General features: G+C 72.6%; 14 protein-coding genes. 6 read left to right on the plus strand and 8 right to left on the minus strand.

Translation table 11 applies throughout. The features are described 5' to 3' along the window. Nucleotides 1–308: 308 nt before the first annotated feature. Nucleotides 309–1,862, minus strand: coding sequence for a leucyl aminopeptidase (locus MOPEL_RS04925; RefSeq protein ID WP_009481756.1), 1,554 nt, complete (start codon nt 1,860–1,862; stop codon nt 309–311). Between the two features lie 200 nt (nt 1,863–2,062). Between MOPEL_RS04925 and gcvT the strand changes: the two genes are divergently transcribed. The 4 genes from gcvT to MOPEL_RS04945 all read left to right on the plus strand — a co-directional run bounded on the left by gcvT (nt 2,063) and on the right by MOPEL_RS04945 (nt 6,005). Then, nucleotides 2,063–3,172: a glycine cleavage system aminomethyltransferase GcvT gene (gene gcvT, locus MOPEL_RS04930; RefSeq protein WP_009481757.1), complete on the plus strand. Its 1,110-nt coding sequence runs from the start codon at nt 2,063–2,065 to the stop codon at nt 3,170–3,172. A 217-nt stretch (nt 3,173–3,389) separates the two neighbouring features. Then, nucleotides 3,390–4,259, plus strand: coding sequence for an ABC transporter substrate-binding protein (locus MOPEL_RS04935; RefSeq protein WP_141631185.1), 870 nt, complete (start codon nt 3,390–3,392; stop codon nt 4,257–4,259). A 4-nt stretch (nt 4,260–4,263) separates the two neighbouring features. Further along, complete coding sequence (locus MOPEL_RS04940; RefSeq protein ID WP_009481759.1) at nt 4,264–5,181, plus strand: amino acid ABC transporter permease; 918 nt, start codon at nt 4,264–4,266, stop codon at nt 5,179–5,181. After that, the gene (locus tag MOPEL_RS04945) at nt 5,178–6,005 is read left to right on the plus strand and encodes an amino acid ABC transporter ATP-binding protein (protein ID WP_009481760.1); all 828 of its coding nucleotides are present in this window, start codon (nt 5,178–5,180) and stop codon (nt 6,003–6,005) included. Before MOPEL_RS04940 ends, MOPEL_RS04945 begins: the two co-directional genes overlap by 4 nt. 89 nt (nt 6,006–6,094) lie before the next feature. On the opposite strand, the gene MOPEL_RS04950 is transcribed toward MOPEL_RS04945, so the two are convergent. The 5 genes from MOPEL_RS04950 to MOPEL_RS04970 all read right to left on the minus strand — a co-directional run bounded on the left by MOPEL_RS04950 (nt 6,095) and on the right by MOPEL_RS04970 (nt 8,564). Beyond that, the gene (locus tag MOPEL_RS04950; protein WP_040632921.1) at nt 6,095–6,418 is read right to left on the minus strand and encodes an HNH endonuclease signature motif containing protein; all 324 of its coding nucleotides are present in this window, start codon (nt 6,416–6,418) and stop codon (nt 6,095–6,097) included. Further along, a complete protein-coding gene (locus MOPEL_RS18090; RefSeq protein WP_040632923.1) occupies nt 6,405–6,587 on the minus strand; it encodes a hypothetical protein in 183 nt (60 codons plus the stop codon). Before MOPEL_RS18090 ends, MOPEL_RS04950 begins: the two co-directional genes overlap by 14 nt. Before the next feature lie 48 nt (nt 6,588–6,635). Next, complete coding sequence (locus MOPEL_RS04960) at nt 6,636–7,514, minus strand: adenosylcobinamide-GDP ribazoletransferase (RefSeq protein WP_009481762.1); 879 nt, start codon at nt 7,512–7,514, stop codon at nt 6,636–6,638. Then, nucleotides 7,511–8,089 (minus strand): bifunctional adenosylcobinamide kinase/adenosylcobinamide-phosphate guanylyltransferase, encoded by a 579-nt coding sequence (locus MOPEL_RS04965; protein WP_009481763.1) that lies wholly within the window; start codon nt 8,087–8,089, stop codon nt 7,511–7,513. The genes MOPEL_RS04960 and MOPEL_RS04965 overlap by 4 nt, the downstream gene beginning before the upstream one ends. A 124-nt stretch (nt 8,090–8,213) precedes the next feature. Further along, entirely contained in the window at nt 8,214–8,564 is a 351-nt protein-coding gene (locus MOPEL_RS04970; protein ID WP_009481764.1) for a hypothetical protein, read from the minus strand. Between the two features lie 227 nt (nt 8,565–8,791). Between MOPEL_RS04970 and MOPEL_RS04975 the strand changes: the two genes are divergently transcribed. Beyond that, nucleotides 8,792–9,814, plus strand: a complete 1,023-nt coding sequence (locus MOPEL_RS04975; RefSeq protein WP_009481765.1) for a cobalamin biosynthesis protein — start codon at nt 8,792–8,794, stop codon at nt 9,812–9,814. Continuing rightward, on the plus strand, nt 9,811–11,319 hold the full coding sequence (locus MOPEL_RS04980) for a cobyric acid synthase (RefSeq protein WP_009481766.1): 1,509 nt from the start codon (nt 9,811–9,813) through the stop codon (nt 11,317–11,319). The genes MOPEL_RS04975 and MOPEL_RS04980 overlap by 4 nt, the downstream gene beginning before the upstream one ends. Nucleotides 11,320–11,459: 140 nt before the next feature. Here MOPEL_RS04980 and MOPEL_RS04985 read toward each other — a convergent pair whose 3' ends face one another. Further along, entirely contained in the window at nt 11,460–12,107 is a 648-nt protein-coding gene (locus tag MOPEL_RS04985; protein WP_040632925.1) for a TIGR03085 family metal-binding protein, read from the minus strand. Nucleotides 12,108–12,303: 196 nt separating this feature from the next. Further along, nucleotides 12,304–14,700 carry a M14 family zinc carboxypeptidase gene (locus MOPEL_RS04990; protein WP_009481768.1) on the minus strand — a complete coding sequence of 799 codons (2,397 nt, stop codon included), beginning with the start codon at nt 14,698–14,700 and terminating at the stop codon, nt 12,304–12,306. Nucleotides 14,701–14,751: the final 51 nt, after the last annotated feature.

The raw sequence follows: 14,751 nt of genomic DNA on the forward strand, positions 1-14,751 counted from the left end.
GCCCCTGGCCCGGCTCCGACGTCTCGCCGCATCTCGCTGCTCCTCGACCGTGACTTCCCTGGACCACGGGCCGGCCGGCGGGAGCGTCACCGGCGCCGGTGGGTAGGACCCGACACGGCGCGCGGGGAGCCCGCGACGGGACCCGTCGGGTGACCCATCGTCAGGAGGGCGGTTCTCCTGAGCGATCGCCTTGCGGGGGTGAGGATTTGGGGAGTGCTCGGGTGACCGACGGCCCCGGCTCCGCACGGGGCGGAGCCGGGGCCGTCGAGATGGTGCAGGGTGCCGCCCGGAGGGGGCGACGTCGTGGATCAGTCGCGGGAGCGGGCGTAACCGCGGGCGAACTCGACGAGGGTGGGCACGCCGAAGCCGGTGGCGCCCTTGCCGGTGTAGCCCCACGTGCCGCCTTCGTTGAACGAGGGGCCGGCGATGTCGATGTGGCCCCACGGCTGCGTGCGCGCGGGGTCGTCGTCGGTGGGGGAGGCGAACTCGCGGAGGAACGCGGCGGCGACGAGCGTGCCCGCCGTGCCAGCCTCACCGATGTTCTTCATGTCGGCGACGGTGCTGTCGAGGTGGCTACGTACCTCCTCGGCGATGGGCAGCGGCCACACGGACTCGCCCGCGTCCGCGGCGGCCTGGGCGAGGGCGCCCTGCAGCTCGTCGTCGTTGGCGAGGATCGCGGCGGTGCGCTTGCCGAGTGCGACGATCTGCGCACCGGTGAGGGTGGCGATGTCGACGATCGCGTCGGGGCGGGATTCGGCGGCGAGGGCGATGCCGTCGGCGAGGACGAGGCGGCCCTCGGCGTCGGTGTTGAGGACCTCGACGGTGAGGCCGCCGCGCTGCGTGATGACGTCGCCGGGACGCGTGGCCGACCCGCTCGGCATGTTCTCGGCGAGGCACAGGTAGCCGGTGACGGCGACGGGCAGCTCGAGCTCGGCGACGGCGAGGACGGCGGCGGCCACGGCCGCGGCGCCACCCATGTCGGACTTCATCGTCATCATCGAGGCCGGCGGCTTGAGCGAGAGGCCACCGGAGTCGAACGTGATGCCCTTGCCGACGTAGGCGAGGGAGGCGACGGCCTTGCGGGGCGAGTACGTCATCGTGACGAGACGCGGGGGACGCACCGAGCCCTGCCCGACGGCGATGAGACCGCCGAAGCCGCCTGCGGCGAGCTTCTTCTCGTCCATGACCTCCACCTTGACGCCCTTGCCGGCGGCCTTCTCGACCAGCTCGGCGAACGACTGCGGGTAAAGCTCGTTGGGGGCGGTGTTGACGAGGTCACGCGTGAAGCACTGGTGACGCGCGACGATCTCGGCCTCCTCGACGGCCTTCGAGAGGTCGGAGGCGGAGACACCGGGGGCGAGGGACTTCTTGCCGGCGACGAGGGTCGCGGACACGAGGGGGGCCTCGGCGGCGGCCTGCGCCTTGGCGCCACGGTGGGCGTCGAAGCGGTAGGAGCCGAGGACGAGGCCGGCGGCGACGGCCGCGGTGTGCTCGGGCGTCGCGACGGGGAGGGCGACCGCGGCCTCGCCGTGACCGGTGAGGGTACGGGCGGCGGCGCCGGCGGCGCGGCGGACGGCCTCGTGGGTGGGCTCCTCACCGGCCGGGACGGAGCCGAGGCCCGTGACGACGACGACACGAGCGGCGACCTTGGGCACCCCGGTGAGGGTGCGGACCTCGTCGGCCTTGCCGGTGGCCTTGAGCGCTCGGAGGGACTCCTCGAGGTGGGAGATCGCGGCGCCCGGCAGCGTGTCCGCGCCGACGAGACGGGGGGCGGCCATCATGCCGGACGCGGGCGCGCTGAAGACGACGAGCGCGTCGGCCCGGGCCGATTCGGGTGCGGTGGTGGCGAAGGCAAGCTTCACGGGGTCCTCCTGGGGTCGGGTGCGACCCGGCGGGTACCGGGCGCGGGGCACGTCCCGGACGGTCGGGCGCGGGTGGGGCCCGCGGATCCTCGGTGCCGAGGTGGGCCCTGGTCCTCCTGGGCGCGGCGGCGCCGGGACGAGTGGGGCGGGTTCGTGCCAACACCGAGAATAACGAGGGGTGAGGCGTCTACGGTGGCCGTATGACAGAGACCGACCTTCTCACCTCACCGCTCCACTCCCGTCACACCGCCCTCAGCGCCAAGATGGCCGACTTCGGTGGGTGGCTCATGCCCATCGAGTACCCCGGTGGCGGCGTGCTCAAGGAGCACGAAGCGGTGCGCGAGCGTGTCGGCATCTTCGACGTCTCGCACCTCGGCAAGGCCGTCGTGCGCGGCCCGGGTGCCGCCGACTTCTGCAACTCGTGCTTCACCAACGACCTCCGCAAGGTGAGCCCGCCCAAGGCGCAGTACACGATGTGCTGCGACAAGGAGACGGGCGGCGTCGTCGACGACCTCATCCAGTACTACAAGTCGGAGGACGAGGTCTTCCTCATCCCGAACGCTGCGAACACGACAGAGGTCGTGCGCCGCATGCGCGAGGAACTGCCCGAGGGCCTCGAGCTCCTCAACCAGCACAAGGAGTACGCCGTCATCGCTGTCCAGGGCCCCCGCTCGGACGAGGTGCTCCAGGCGCTCGGCCTGCCCACCGGCCACGAGTACATGAGCTTCGACTCCACCGAATGGAACGGCAAGCCGCTCACCGTCTGCCGCACCGGTTACACGGGCGAGAAGGGCTACGAACTCGTGCCCCGCTGGGAGGACGCCGAGGCACTGTGGGACGCGCTCGTCGAGGCGATGAAGCCGTACGACGGCATGCCGTGTGGTCTCGGCGCGCGCGACACGCTGCGCACCGAGATGGGGTACGCCCTCCACGGTCACGAGCTGTCGATGGACATCACGCCCAACATGGCCCGCGCCGGTTGGGCCGTGGGCTGGAACAAGGACGACTTCTGGGGCAAGGACGTCCTCGCGGCGCAGCGTGCCGAGAAATCCTGCCCCCTGTCGTGGGGCCTCCTCGTCGAGGGCCGTGGCATCCCCCGTGCAGAGTGCGTCGTCAAGGACTCCGAGGGCAAGGAGATCGGTGTCGTCACCTCCGGCACGATGTCGCCGACGCTCCGCAAGGGCATCGCTCTCGCGCTGCTCGACCGTGGCGTCAAGGAGGGCGACTCCGTGACGATCGACGTCCGCGGCCGTGAGGTCGCCGCCACCGTCACCAAGCCCCCGTTCGTCGAGGCGGGCGTGCACGACTGATCTCGCGGTCGATCGGTCTCGGAACGAGACGAACGGGCGGGCTCCTCATGGGGGCTCGCCCGTTCGCGTGTCCGCGAAGCGGTCGGGAGGGTAGAGGACGGCGGCGTCGTGGAGTCGCTCGGTGAGCGGGTGCCGTCTCACTCGCGGGGTAGGGTGAGGCCTCCCGCCCGCCCGCCGGTGGATGGCCCCCACCTACGCCGTCGCACAAGGAACCGTCATGCGTCCCGTCGCTGCTCTTCTCGTCCTGCCGTTCCTCACCCTCGCCGGCTGCGGAGCGCCCACCGATGGCGGGGGTGCACAACCCGGGGGCACCGGCGCCGCCACGAGCACGGTGAGCGACTGCCGCAAGGACGCGCTCAAGGTGCGCACGCCGGGAAAGCTCACGATCGGCACCGACACCCCGGCCTATGCGCCGTGGTTCTCGGACGACGACCCGAGCAACGGCAAGGGATACGAATCGGCGGTCGCCCACGCGATCGCCGACAAGCTCGGCTTCGCGAAGAACGAGGTCGCGTGGGTCGACGTCCCCTTCAACACCGCCGTCGCGCCGGGGCCGAAGGGCTTCGACCTCGACCTCAACCAGATCTCCATCAGCGAGGACCGTCGCCAGGCCGTCGACTTCTCCTCCGGGTACTACGACGTCCGCCAGGCTGTCGTCACCTACAAGGGGTCGCCGCTCGAGGGCAAGACCGGGGTCGCCGATCTCGCGGGCGCGAAGCTCGGCGCGCAGGTGGGCTCGACCTCGTACGCCGCGATCACGTCCCAGATCGAGCCCACGACGCCCCCCAACGTCTTCGACACGAACGACCTCGCCGTCCAGGCCCTTAAGAACCGGCAGATCGACGGCATCGTCGTCGACCTGCCCACGGCGTACTACATGATCGGTGCACAGCTCGACGGCGGGATCATCGTGGGCCAGTTGCCCGAGGGTGACGGGACCCCCGACCAGCTCGGGGCCGTCCTCGACAAGGGGTCGCCGCTCACGGGCTGCGTGTCGCAGGCCGTCGACGCTCTGCGCGTGGACGGCACCTTGAGGAAGCTCGAACAGCAGTGGCTCGCCGGGCAGACCGCTCCCGAGCTCCACTGATCCCATGAGCTCCGTTCACTCCGGGGGTCCGGAAGACGCGTCCGCCGCCACGAGCGCGGACTCGTCCCTCTCCGACGAGGGGTGGGCACCCTCGACCCACCAGCGCGAGCGCACCGCTTATCGGCGCTCCCGCGCCGTGCGGTCCGCAGCGGTGTCCGCCGCGAGCACGGTCGCCGTGGTCGTCGCGCTCCTGTGGGTCCTGACGAGTTCGCCCGGGTGGCCGCGCGTACGCTGGACCTACTTCGATCTCGACAAAGCCGTCGCGTCGTTCCCCGCCGTGCTCTCCGGCCTGTGGCTCAACGTGCGGATCATGGTGATCTGCGGGATCGCGATCTTTGTCCTCGGACTCGTCATCGCAGTCCTCCGAACGCTGCGCGGAGCGGTCACGTACCCGCTGCGTCTCGCCGCGACGATCTATGTCGATCTGTTCCGCGGTCTTCCGCTCATCCTGGTCCTCCTGCTCCTCGGCTACGGCGCCCCTGCTCTCCGCCTCTCGGGGCTGCCGACGAGCGTCCTGTTCTGGGGCTGCGTCGCTCTCGTGCTGAGCTACTCCGCCTACGTCGCGGAGGTGTTCCGTGCCGGAATCGAGTCGGTGCACCCCTCTCAGCGTGCTGCGGCGCGCTCACTGGGTCTCACCTATGGGCAGACGTTGCGACACGTCGTCGTCCCCCAGGCGATCCGCCGCGTGCAGCCTCCGCTTCTCAACGACCTCGTGTCCTTGCAGAAGGACTCCGGGCTCATCTCCATCCTCGGCGTCGTCGACGCAGTCAGGGCCGCGCAGATCGAGACGGCCAGCGATTTCAACTACACCCCGTACGTCGTCGCCGGGCTGTGCTTCATCGCCCTCACCGTGCCCATGGCCCGGTTCACCGACTGGGTCGCTCGACGTCAGGGCTACCAGGGAGCAGGAGGTCATCTGTGAGCAGGTCGGCGAACACCCCTGGCGGGCAGCGTGACTCGGCGACCGGTCCGACCGGAGGGGCGAGGGAGACGGAGGAGCCGCTGCTCACCCTCCGCGGGGTGCGCAAGTCGTTCCCGGGTCGGCGGGGTGCCGAGCGCCACGTGGTGCTGCGGAGCATCGACCTCGACGTCCACGCGGGGCAGTGCGTCGTGCTCATCGGTGGGTCGGGCTCGGGCAAGTCGACGTTGCTGCGATGCGTCAACCTCCTGGAGGTCGTCGACGACGGCGTCATCACCCTCGAGGGCCGGGAGATCACCGACCCGCGTGTGAACGCCGATGAGATCCGGTCCCGCATCGGCATCGTGTTCCAGGGCTACAACCTCTTTCCGCACCTCTCGGTGCTCGACAACATCACGCTCGCGCCGGTGCGCGTCCACGGCCGGTCGAAGGCGGAGGCGAGGGAGACCGCCCGGGACATGTTGGAGCGGGTCGGTCTCGCCGAGAAGGCGGACGCCCGGCCCGACGACCTCTCCGGCGGGCAGCAGCAGCGCGTCGCGATCGCGCGGGCGCTCGTCAACCACCCCCGGCTGTTGCTCCTCGACGAGGTCACCTCGGCGCTCGACCCGGAGCTCGTCGGCGAGGTGCTCGACCTGCTGCGCGACCTCGCCGACCAGGGCATGACGATGATCCTCAACACCCACGAGATGGGCTTCGCCCGCCAGGTCGCCGACGTCGTCGCCCACCTCTCGGGCGGTGTCATCGCCGAGATCGGCACGCGCGCGCAGGTCATCGACGCCCCGCAGACCGAGGCGACCCGACGCTTCCTGTCCCGCCTCCACGCGTAGGGGGCGTCGGCGTTCGGGGCACGCCCCCTGTCCGGAGGCATCGGGTCGGTTCGGCCGGGGCGCGCCCTGGCCCGGTGCGTGGGCGCGGTTCACTCTCTCCGCGTGATCCATCCGATGCGGGGTGCATTGCCGACGGGTGAGCCGTCGGAGCGACGCCAGTGGACGCCGTGGTCGTCGACGAGGTGGCCTTGGCGGTGGACGACGGTGTGGTGATGCCGGCACAGCAGGGCGATGTCGGGCAGGTCGGTGGTGCCGCCGTCCGCCCAGTGGCGGATGTGGTGGCCGTCGCACCAGACAGGTGGGGCCTGGCAGCCGGGGTAGGTGCAGCCCTTGCCTCGGAGGGCGAGGGCGATGCGCTGGGAGGGTGACGAGGCGGGTGCGACGTCCGGGGACGAGAGCTTACCCGCGGCCACCCAGGACGGCGGGCAGGACCTCCGCGTCGCAGGCCAGGGTGCGGACCTCGGCGGCGGTGAGGGTGGTGTCCAGGTGGGTGGCGACGCTGCCTGTCGCGGCGGTGAGGTCGGCGAGGGGCCGAACGCGCGGTCCGACATGACGTACCCCTGCGGGCAGATGTCGGTCCATGACGACCGGGGGACCGGAGGCGAGGACAAACCCCTGTGACCCTGGCGGTCACGGCAGGGGCAGCAGCTGTCCCGTCACCACGGCTGCGGCGACGGTGAGGGCGCAGGCGCAGGAGATCTCGACTGCGGCGCCGAGGACGTCGCCGGTGATGCCGCCGAGGCGGGTGACGCAACGACGCACGAGCAGCGCCGTCGCGACCACCGGTGTGAGGACGATCAGGGGTGCACCCCACCACGGTCCGCCTGCGGCGGCGAGCCCGAGGGCTCCGACGACGGCGAGGAACAGTCCCGCACCGGCCGCGGCCGGGCGGGAGACGCTGCCCGCGACGGTGGCGCCCAGGCCGCCGGGCCGAGCGGACGGCACACCCCGCATGCAGGCCAGGGCGAGGGAATACCGCGAGGCGCACACCGCGAGCAGGCCGAGGACGACGACCCGCGCGAGCGCCGCCGGGGCGAGGACGAACAACGCCTCACCGGCGGTCACCTGGAGGAGCAGCACCAGGGCGATGGCCGCGGCGCCGCTCGGGCCGACGTCACCGGTCTTCATCACCTGCAGGGCGCGGTCACGGTCGTAGCTCGCCGAGAGCCCGTCGGCGGTGTCGGCGAGGCCGTCGAGGTGCATGGCCCGAGTGGCGAGACACATTCCCGCGACCGCGACGACGGAGAGCACCAGCGGCAGGAGCGCCGCCGATGCGACGACCGCGCACACGATCCACACCGCGGCCACGGGCAGCGCCGCGACGGGAGCGAGGAGCATCGCGGCACCCGCGACCCGGCGATCGATCCGCGAGGGCGGACGCACGGGCACGGCGGTGAGCGTCCCGACGGCCATGCGCCATCCGTCGACGAGCAGCGGCGCGGCGGGCGGGTTCTCGGCGTTCGTGATCTCGGCGTTCGTGATCTCCGTGTTCGGGTTCTCGGCGCTCATCGTTCCGTCCTCGTCGCGAGGAAGTCGTCGATCCGTGGTGTGGGGGAGAGGTCGAGGACGCGCCCGGCGACGACGAGGAGCACCTCGTCGGCGAGGGCGGCGACCGCGGCGTTGGTGCGGCCGAGCTCGTCGCGGAACAGTCGCCCGGAGGCCGTGGCGGGGACGACGCCGAGTCCGACCTCGTTGCTGACGAGCACGACTTCGCAGCGGTATTCGCGGAGTGCGGCCAGAAGATCGTCGCGTGCGTCGGCGATGGCGGCGTGGGCGCGAGGCCGGTCCTCCCAGGCGCCGGCGTCGTCGACGACGCGGGTGAGCCACGTGCCCAGGCAGTCGACGAGCACGGGATCACCCGGCGTCCGGAGCACACCCGCGACGTCGCCGGTCTCGACGGTGGTCCATGACGGACCTCTTCGGGCCTGGTGGGCGGCGACGCGGTCGGCCCATTCGGCGTCGGCCGGGTTCATGGGGTCGGGCACGGGGCCGGGGGCGACGTAGCGGGCTCGCCGCCCGCGGAGGAGGCCCTCGGCGAGGACGCTCTTGCCGCTGCGGGCACCGCCGAGCACCAGGGTGATCACGACGCCTCACCCCGCACGAGGGACCGCGTTCGGGGAGGACGGGGCTCGGGAGACGCGGACGCGGGGTCGACGCGCCGGGGTGATCCGGCGCGTCGACCCCGCGCGGGTCGTGACAGAAGGGTCATCAGCCCCGCTGGCCGCGGCGGCGACGCATCATCCACGCCATGGCGCCGATGGCGATCGCACCGACGGCGGTGAGGGCCCACCACATCGTGTTCGCCTGGGACGGGTCCTGGCTCACCTCACGCTCGGGGTCGACCGGATCGGAGGTGCTCTTGAGCTCGACGGGCGTCTCGGAGCCCGCGGGCGTGGTGGGGGTGGAGGTGTCCGCGGGCATCGACGCGGCGACGACGGATACGCCCGCCGGGGCGGAACCGGGCGGGAGGGCCTGGGCCGGAGCGGAGACGGCCGTGGCCGCCAGTGCCCCCGCGGCGACCGCGAACGAGAGGCGCTTGAGGGAGATGGGACGGGTCATGGCGGGTGACACCCCTTTCGCACACGCGGGCGGTGAACCGTCCCGGTCGCATGCCTCGACGAACCTGGTGGACGGATCCGGGCGGGTGGTCCGACTCGCCGCGTCGCGGCTCGCGGTCGGGGCCGGAGGCGTTCCGCCTCCCGCGTCGTCTCCGTGCTGTGCCTGCACGTTCCCATCGTGGACGGCCGTTCGCAACCGGACGCGCCGGGCCTGACAGACTGGCCGACGTGAATCTCCCAGCGCGGACGCTCGGCCTCACCCTCGGATACGCGGCGGACCTGCGGTTCGGCGACCCGCGGCGGGGGCATCCCGTCGCCGCGTTCGGGAGCGTGGCCGGGCGGTTGCGCGGGCACCTCGGCCCGGAACGGTCGGGACGGGGACGTCGGGGCCACGGCGTCCTCTACACGAGCGCGCTCGTCGGGGGAAGCGTGGCCCTCGGGGCGGCCACCGAACGTCTGGCGCGCGGCCACCGGGCCGCCGAGACCCTCCTCGTCGCCGCCGCGACGTGGGCCGTGCTCGGGGGGACGAGCCTCGCCCGAGAGGGCGCGACGATGGCAGGCCTCCTCGACGACGCGGGGCGCACGGGCGACCTCGCCCCCGCCCGGGCGCGACTGTCGCACCTGTGCAGTCGTGACGCCACCGACCTCACCGACGACGAGATCGCCCGTGCCGCGGTGGAGTCCCTCGCCGAGAACACCTCCGACGCCGTCACCGCGCCCCTGTTCTGGGGTGCCGTCGCCGGGGTGCCCGGACTCCTCGGCTACCGCGCGGCGAACACCCTCGACGCGATGGTCGGCTACCGCACCCCGGAACTCCGCGAGTTCGGTTGGGCCTCGGCTCGGTTCGACGACCTCGTCAACCTCGCCCCGGCCCGGCTCACGGCGGCGCTCACGTGTGTCCTCGCCCCGCTCGTCGGTGGCCGTCCCGCCGAGGCGTGGCGCATCTGGCGTCGCGACGCGGCGGGGCATCCCAGCCCCAACGCCGGTCCGGTCGAGGCGACCGCGGCGGGCGCGCTCGGACGACGCCTCGGCGGTGCGAACACGTACGCAGGGGAGACCGAGGACCGCGGGCGACTCGGCGACGGCCCGCCGCCCGGCACCGCCGATCTGCCTCGCGCCGTGCGGCTCTCGCGAGCGGTCTCCCTCGGCTCGGTCGTCGTGTGCGCCGTGCTCGCCCTCGTGCCGACCCGCGCCTCCCGCGCCACCTCGACACCGACCCCGACCCCGACTCCCCAGGAGATGCCCCGATGACCGGTCTGCTGCTCGCCGGGACGACGTCCGACGCCGGCAAGAGCCTCCTCACCGCGGGGATCTGCCGCTGGCTCGTGCGGCGGGGTGTGCGCGTCGCCCCGTTCAAGAGCCAGAACATGTCGAACAACTCGATGGTCTGCCCCGACGGCGCCGAGATCGGTCGTGCGCAGTGGGTGCAGGCCGTCGCCGCGCGGGTCGTGCCCGAGGCGGCGATGAACCCCGTCCTCCTCAAGCCGGGCTCGGACCGCCGCAGCCACGTCGTCCTCCTCGGGCAGCCGCACGGTGAACTCGGCACGGGGGAGTGGGCGACGGGCCGCCGCGAACTCGCCCGCGCCGCCTTCGCCGCGTACGAGGACCTCGCCTCCCGCTTCGACGTCGTCGTCGCCGAGGGCGCGGGCAGCGCCGCCGAGGTCAATCTCCGCTCCGGGGACTACGTCAACCTCGGCCTCGCGCGGGCGATGGGCCTGCCGGTCGTCGTCGTCGGCGACATCGACCGCGGGGGTGTCCTCGCGGCGATGTACGGCACGTGGGCGCTCGTCGACGAGGCCGACCGGGCCCACTTCGCCGGCTGGATCGTCAACAAGTTCCGCGGTGACGTCGACCTCCTCCGACCCGGTCTCGAGATCGTCACCGAACGCACCGGCCTGCCCGTCCTCGGCGTCGTGCCGTGGCTCGAGGGGGCCTGGCTCGACGGGGAGGACGCGCTCGCCCTCGGTGGATGGTCCCGCGCCGTCGACGCCCACGAGGCCGCGGCGGGCACGCTCCGCGTCGCCGTCGTGGGGCTCCCGCGCCTGTCGAACGCGACCGACGTCGACGCCCTCGCCGCCGAACCCGGTGTCGACGTCACGGTGACCGCCGATCCCGCCGTCGTCGCGGGCGCCGACCTCGCCGTCCTGCCCGGCAGCCGCGCCACACTGAGCGATCTTCGCTGGCTGCGGGAACGCGGTCTCGACGAGGCCGTGGCCGCCCGAGCTCGCCGTGGGGCGCCCGTGCTCGGCATCTGTGGCGGCTACCAGATGCTCGCGGAGCGCATCGTCGACCCGAGCGGTGTCGAGGCCGCGGGCGGCGAGCGCGAATCCGCCGGTCTCGGCCTTCTGCCGACCCGTGTCGACTTCGGCGAGGAGAAGGTCCTCGGCACCCCCGTGGGCGCGTGGCACGGCCACGAGGTTCGGGCCTACGAGATCCACCACGGTGTCGCCTCGCTCGTGGCCGACGCCACGTCCGATGACGGGAGGGACGATGGGTTCCGGGAGTCGGTGGCGCCGTTCCTCGACGGCTGGCAGCAGGGGGCCACGTACGGGACGACGTGGCACGGCGCGTTCGAGAACGACGACTTCCGTCGCGCGTTCCTCACCGAGGTCGCCCACCGCAGCGGCAGCGGCTTCGAGGTGTCCACGTCCGCACCGGGATTCGCCGCCCGGCGCGAGGCGATGATCGAACGCCTCGGCGATGCCGTCGAGGAGCACCTCGACACCGACGCCCTCCTCGCCCTGCTCGGACTCTGAGCCCCGCATCCCCCGGCGACGGGCGGAGGTGATCCCGGGCCCGTGTCGACGACCCGGGGGGGGGTGTCATCCCCGCACGCACCCCGGCCCGCACCGGGAGTTCCGGTGGGGGCCGCGGCGTGGGGACCGTGGGGGAGGCGTCAGACGCCGAACTCGGCGTCCTTGAGTTCGGCGACGGCCTGCTCGGTGCCCTCGAACCGCAGGTCGGCGACGGAGCCGCGACCGAAGGCGAAGAGGACGAACTCGCTCGGGACGCCTTCGAGGACGACGGTGCCCTTCTTCGTCGGGCCCTTGACGGAGTGACGTCCGTGCTCGGCGGAGAGGAGGACGACGCCGACGGGGGAGCGGCGGAAGAGGAGCTGCCCGGCCTGCTTGAGGCGGGCCCACAGCGCGGCCTGGGTGTCGGCGGAGACGGCACGGGCCTTCGCCGGGCTCCAGTCCGGGGCGGCGCGGAGGACGTCCTCGTGGTGGACGAAGAACTCCGCGAGGTTGATCGCGTCGTCGACGGCCGGGACGCGCGTCGGGTTCCACCCGGGCGGGCCCTCGCGGACCATGTCGACGAGGGCGGTCCACTCCTGCGCGGCGTAGGAGTCCTGCACGCGCTGGGTGTGCTCGGCGAGCGCGGGCATGAGCACCCCCGGCAGTGCGTCGGGTCGGCGTTCGCGGACGACGAGGTGAGCGGCGACGTCGCGGGTGCGCCACGGGGAGCACAGCGTCGGCGCGTCGGGGCCGACGTCGACGAAGGTGGCGCACAGGGCTTCGCGTTCGAGTTGGGCGAGTCCGGTCATGGGCCCCATCATCACAGCCGAGTCCCGCACCGGCGAGTCCATCTGCGACGCGAGCGGTGCGCGTCGGCGCACGCGGCGGCCCCGTCGCACACGACACCTCCGGCGCCGAACGTCGCTGCGGCCGTACTCCTGGCCGGAGTACGGCCGCAGCAGCTCTTTCCGCGCGACACGCGGACGGGTCTACTCGGGGTGAGGCTCAGGGACGAGAGCGGTCGTCCAACCGCGCGGTGACGCCCTGCCGGTCGAGCTTGGTGGCGGCGATGCCGGCGCGCCGGCGTTCGGCGGCGGTGGCGTGACGTCCACCGGGGGCGTCGACGGAGCGCTGCAGGGTGCCACGAGAGTCGAGGATCGCGTTGCGGACGAGAGAGGCGGTCCCGTCGGTGAACGCACGGAAGTTGGGCTCGAACGAGAACGCGGTGACGCGCCCCTGCCCGACCTGCTCGTCTACGAGGGCGGTGCTGCTCGCGATCTCCTCGATGCCCTTGGCGAAGCCCGAGACGGCCCAGGCCGGCGAGTCGGCGCGCGGGTAGGAGAGGACGACCTCGCCACGCCCGGCGGTCATGATCGGGTCGGCCTCGTACATCGTCCACACGTCGGATCCCGCGCCCTTCATGAGGGGGCCGCTGCGAGGGGCGGTGGCCCGCACGAGAGCACCGGGAATCTCGTTGGCCGGGTTCTTGAGGACCGCGGACGAGAGCCCTGCGAGCGCGGCGTACTGCGTGCCGCCCTTCCACGTGACGAGGCGACCGCCGTCGCGTACCCAGGTCGCGAGCGCGGCGTTGCGTTCGGTGCCCATGGCCGCGTTGAGTGCCTTGCCGTCGATGTTCGGCACGAGGAGCACGTCGAGCCCGGCGAGGGTCGAGGCGGTGATCTGCGAGGCCTGCAGGGTCGTCGAGGGGATCCGCCAGTCCGACCTCAGCCGCCACTGCAGCCAACCCGTGCTCTGGTTGGGGTTGAACGGACTGGCCGAGGCTGTGAGCACTCCGACGTTCGGCAGCCCGGCCGGCAGTGCGGCACGCGGCACCGAGACCCGGGGCGTGGGCGTCGTGCGCATCGCCGGGACGACCGGCGCGGAGCCGGCGGAGACGTCCTGCAGCAGGGGCATCGACCAACCGGAGACATCGTAGAAGTACGGGAAGGGAACGTAGGTGTCCTCGCCGAGCATCGCCTGGATCCAGTGCTTCTGGCCCTGCGCCATCGGGATCCAGTAGCTCCCGGCGGGGACGACGGTCGTGGCCGCGGGCTTGCCGTAGGCCTTGAAACCGGGCACGTGGGCCGGGGCCTGCAGCGTGTGCACCTCGACCCCGTCCTGCTGCAGCCGGGAGACGAGGGTTGCGACCTCGCGCCGTCGGCCCGGGTCGTCGTTGCGCACGAAGTACCCGCAGACCCGCACGTCGGGCACGGCGCGCTGCACCGTGTTGCCGGGGTTGTCGACGTGGTTCGGCTGCAGGGTGCACGCCCGGCCCTGGGCCTGCGCCTCGACGAACTGCTGGTGGTACTCGGTGTTGATGCGCTGACGGGCGCGGGCGGTGGCACGCAACGCCGTGATGCCGGCCATGAAGTGCTTGTCGACCTGGTCGGCGAACGGCGCGGCCTGGCCCACCTCGTGGGTCATGCCAGCGGCCCCGTGGCGCAGCACGGGGTAGGTGTCGCCGTAGCCGGGGTAGAAGAGGTCGAAGCCCGCCTGCCAGGTCTCGTAGGCGTAACCCTTGGTGCGGAACGCCTCCGCACTCGCCTTGCCTGCGATGTCGTCGACCCAGCCGAGCGGCTGACGGGCGGTCTCGTGGAAGATCGGGTCGGCGTTCGGCGGGAAGTAGTAGCCCTTGCCGCCCATGCCGTGCTGGTCGACGAACACGTGTGGCGGGAACTTCGCCAGCAGCGCCTGCTTGGCTCGGGTCTCGGGCTGGGTGCGGGCGAACCAGTCGCGGTTCATGTCGAACGCTGCGGCGTTCGCGCGGGTGTTCGCGTTGCGTCCGTCGGGGTTCTGGATGGGCACGACGACGACGAGGGCGTTCGCCAGCACGTCGGTCGCACCGCAGTCGGTGCGGTCGGCGAGCTCGTGGATGAGGCGCATCTCGGCGTCGGTGGAGGCAGGCTCGTTGCCGTGCACGTTGCCGGCGACCCAGAGGATCAGCGGACTGCGCGCTGCGATCGCCGCGGCCGTGGCGGCCGGCGTGCGCGGGTTCCGCAGCGCCTCCACGTCGGCGGTGATGCGGCCGGACTGCGCGGCCGACAGCACGTCAGGGCGCCCGACGAGCGCGTACTTCAGCGGCGCGCCCGTCGCGGTGCGGCCGAAGGTGCCGACCGTGACCTTGTCGCTGGCCAGGTCCACCTGGTTCAGATAGCGGTACACCTGGTCGACGCTCGCCTTGCGGGTGCCGAGGTCGAAGCCGAGCGACGAGGAGGGGGTGGGCACCTTGCCGGCGAAAACCGGGGTCTCGGAGCAGGCCCGAGTCGGCGCTGCGGGTGCGGCCGACGCGGGCGGCGTCACCGTGGGGGTGGAAGGGGCGGCCGCGGCCGGAAGACCGACGGCGAGTGAACCCGTGAGGGTGATCGTGCCGAGGGCGGCGGGGAGAAGGGGACGGATGGACATGGGGCGACTCCGTGATCGGCCGGGCACACGCGGGTGCCACGAGAACGACGT

Source organism: Mobilicoccus pelagius NBRC 104925 (genome assembly GCF_000247995.1).
GTDB classification, from domain to species: Bacteria; Actinomycetota; Actinomycetes; order Actinomycetales; family Dermatophilaceae; genus Mobilicoccus; species Mobilicoccus pelagius.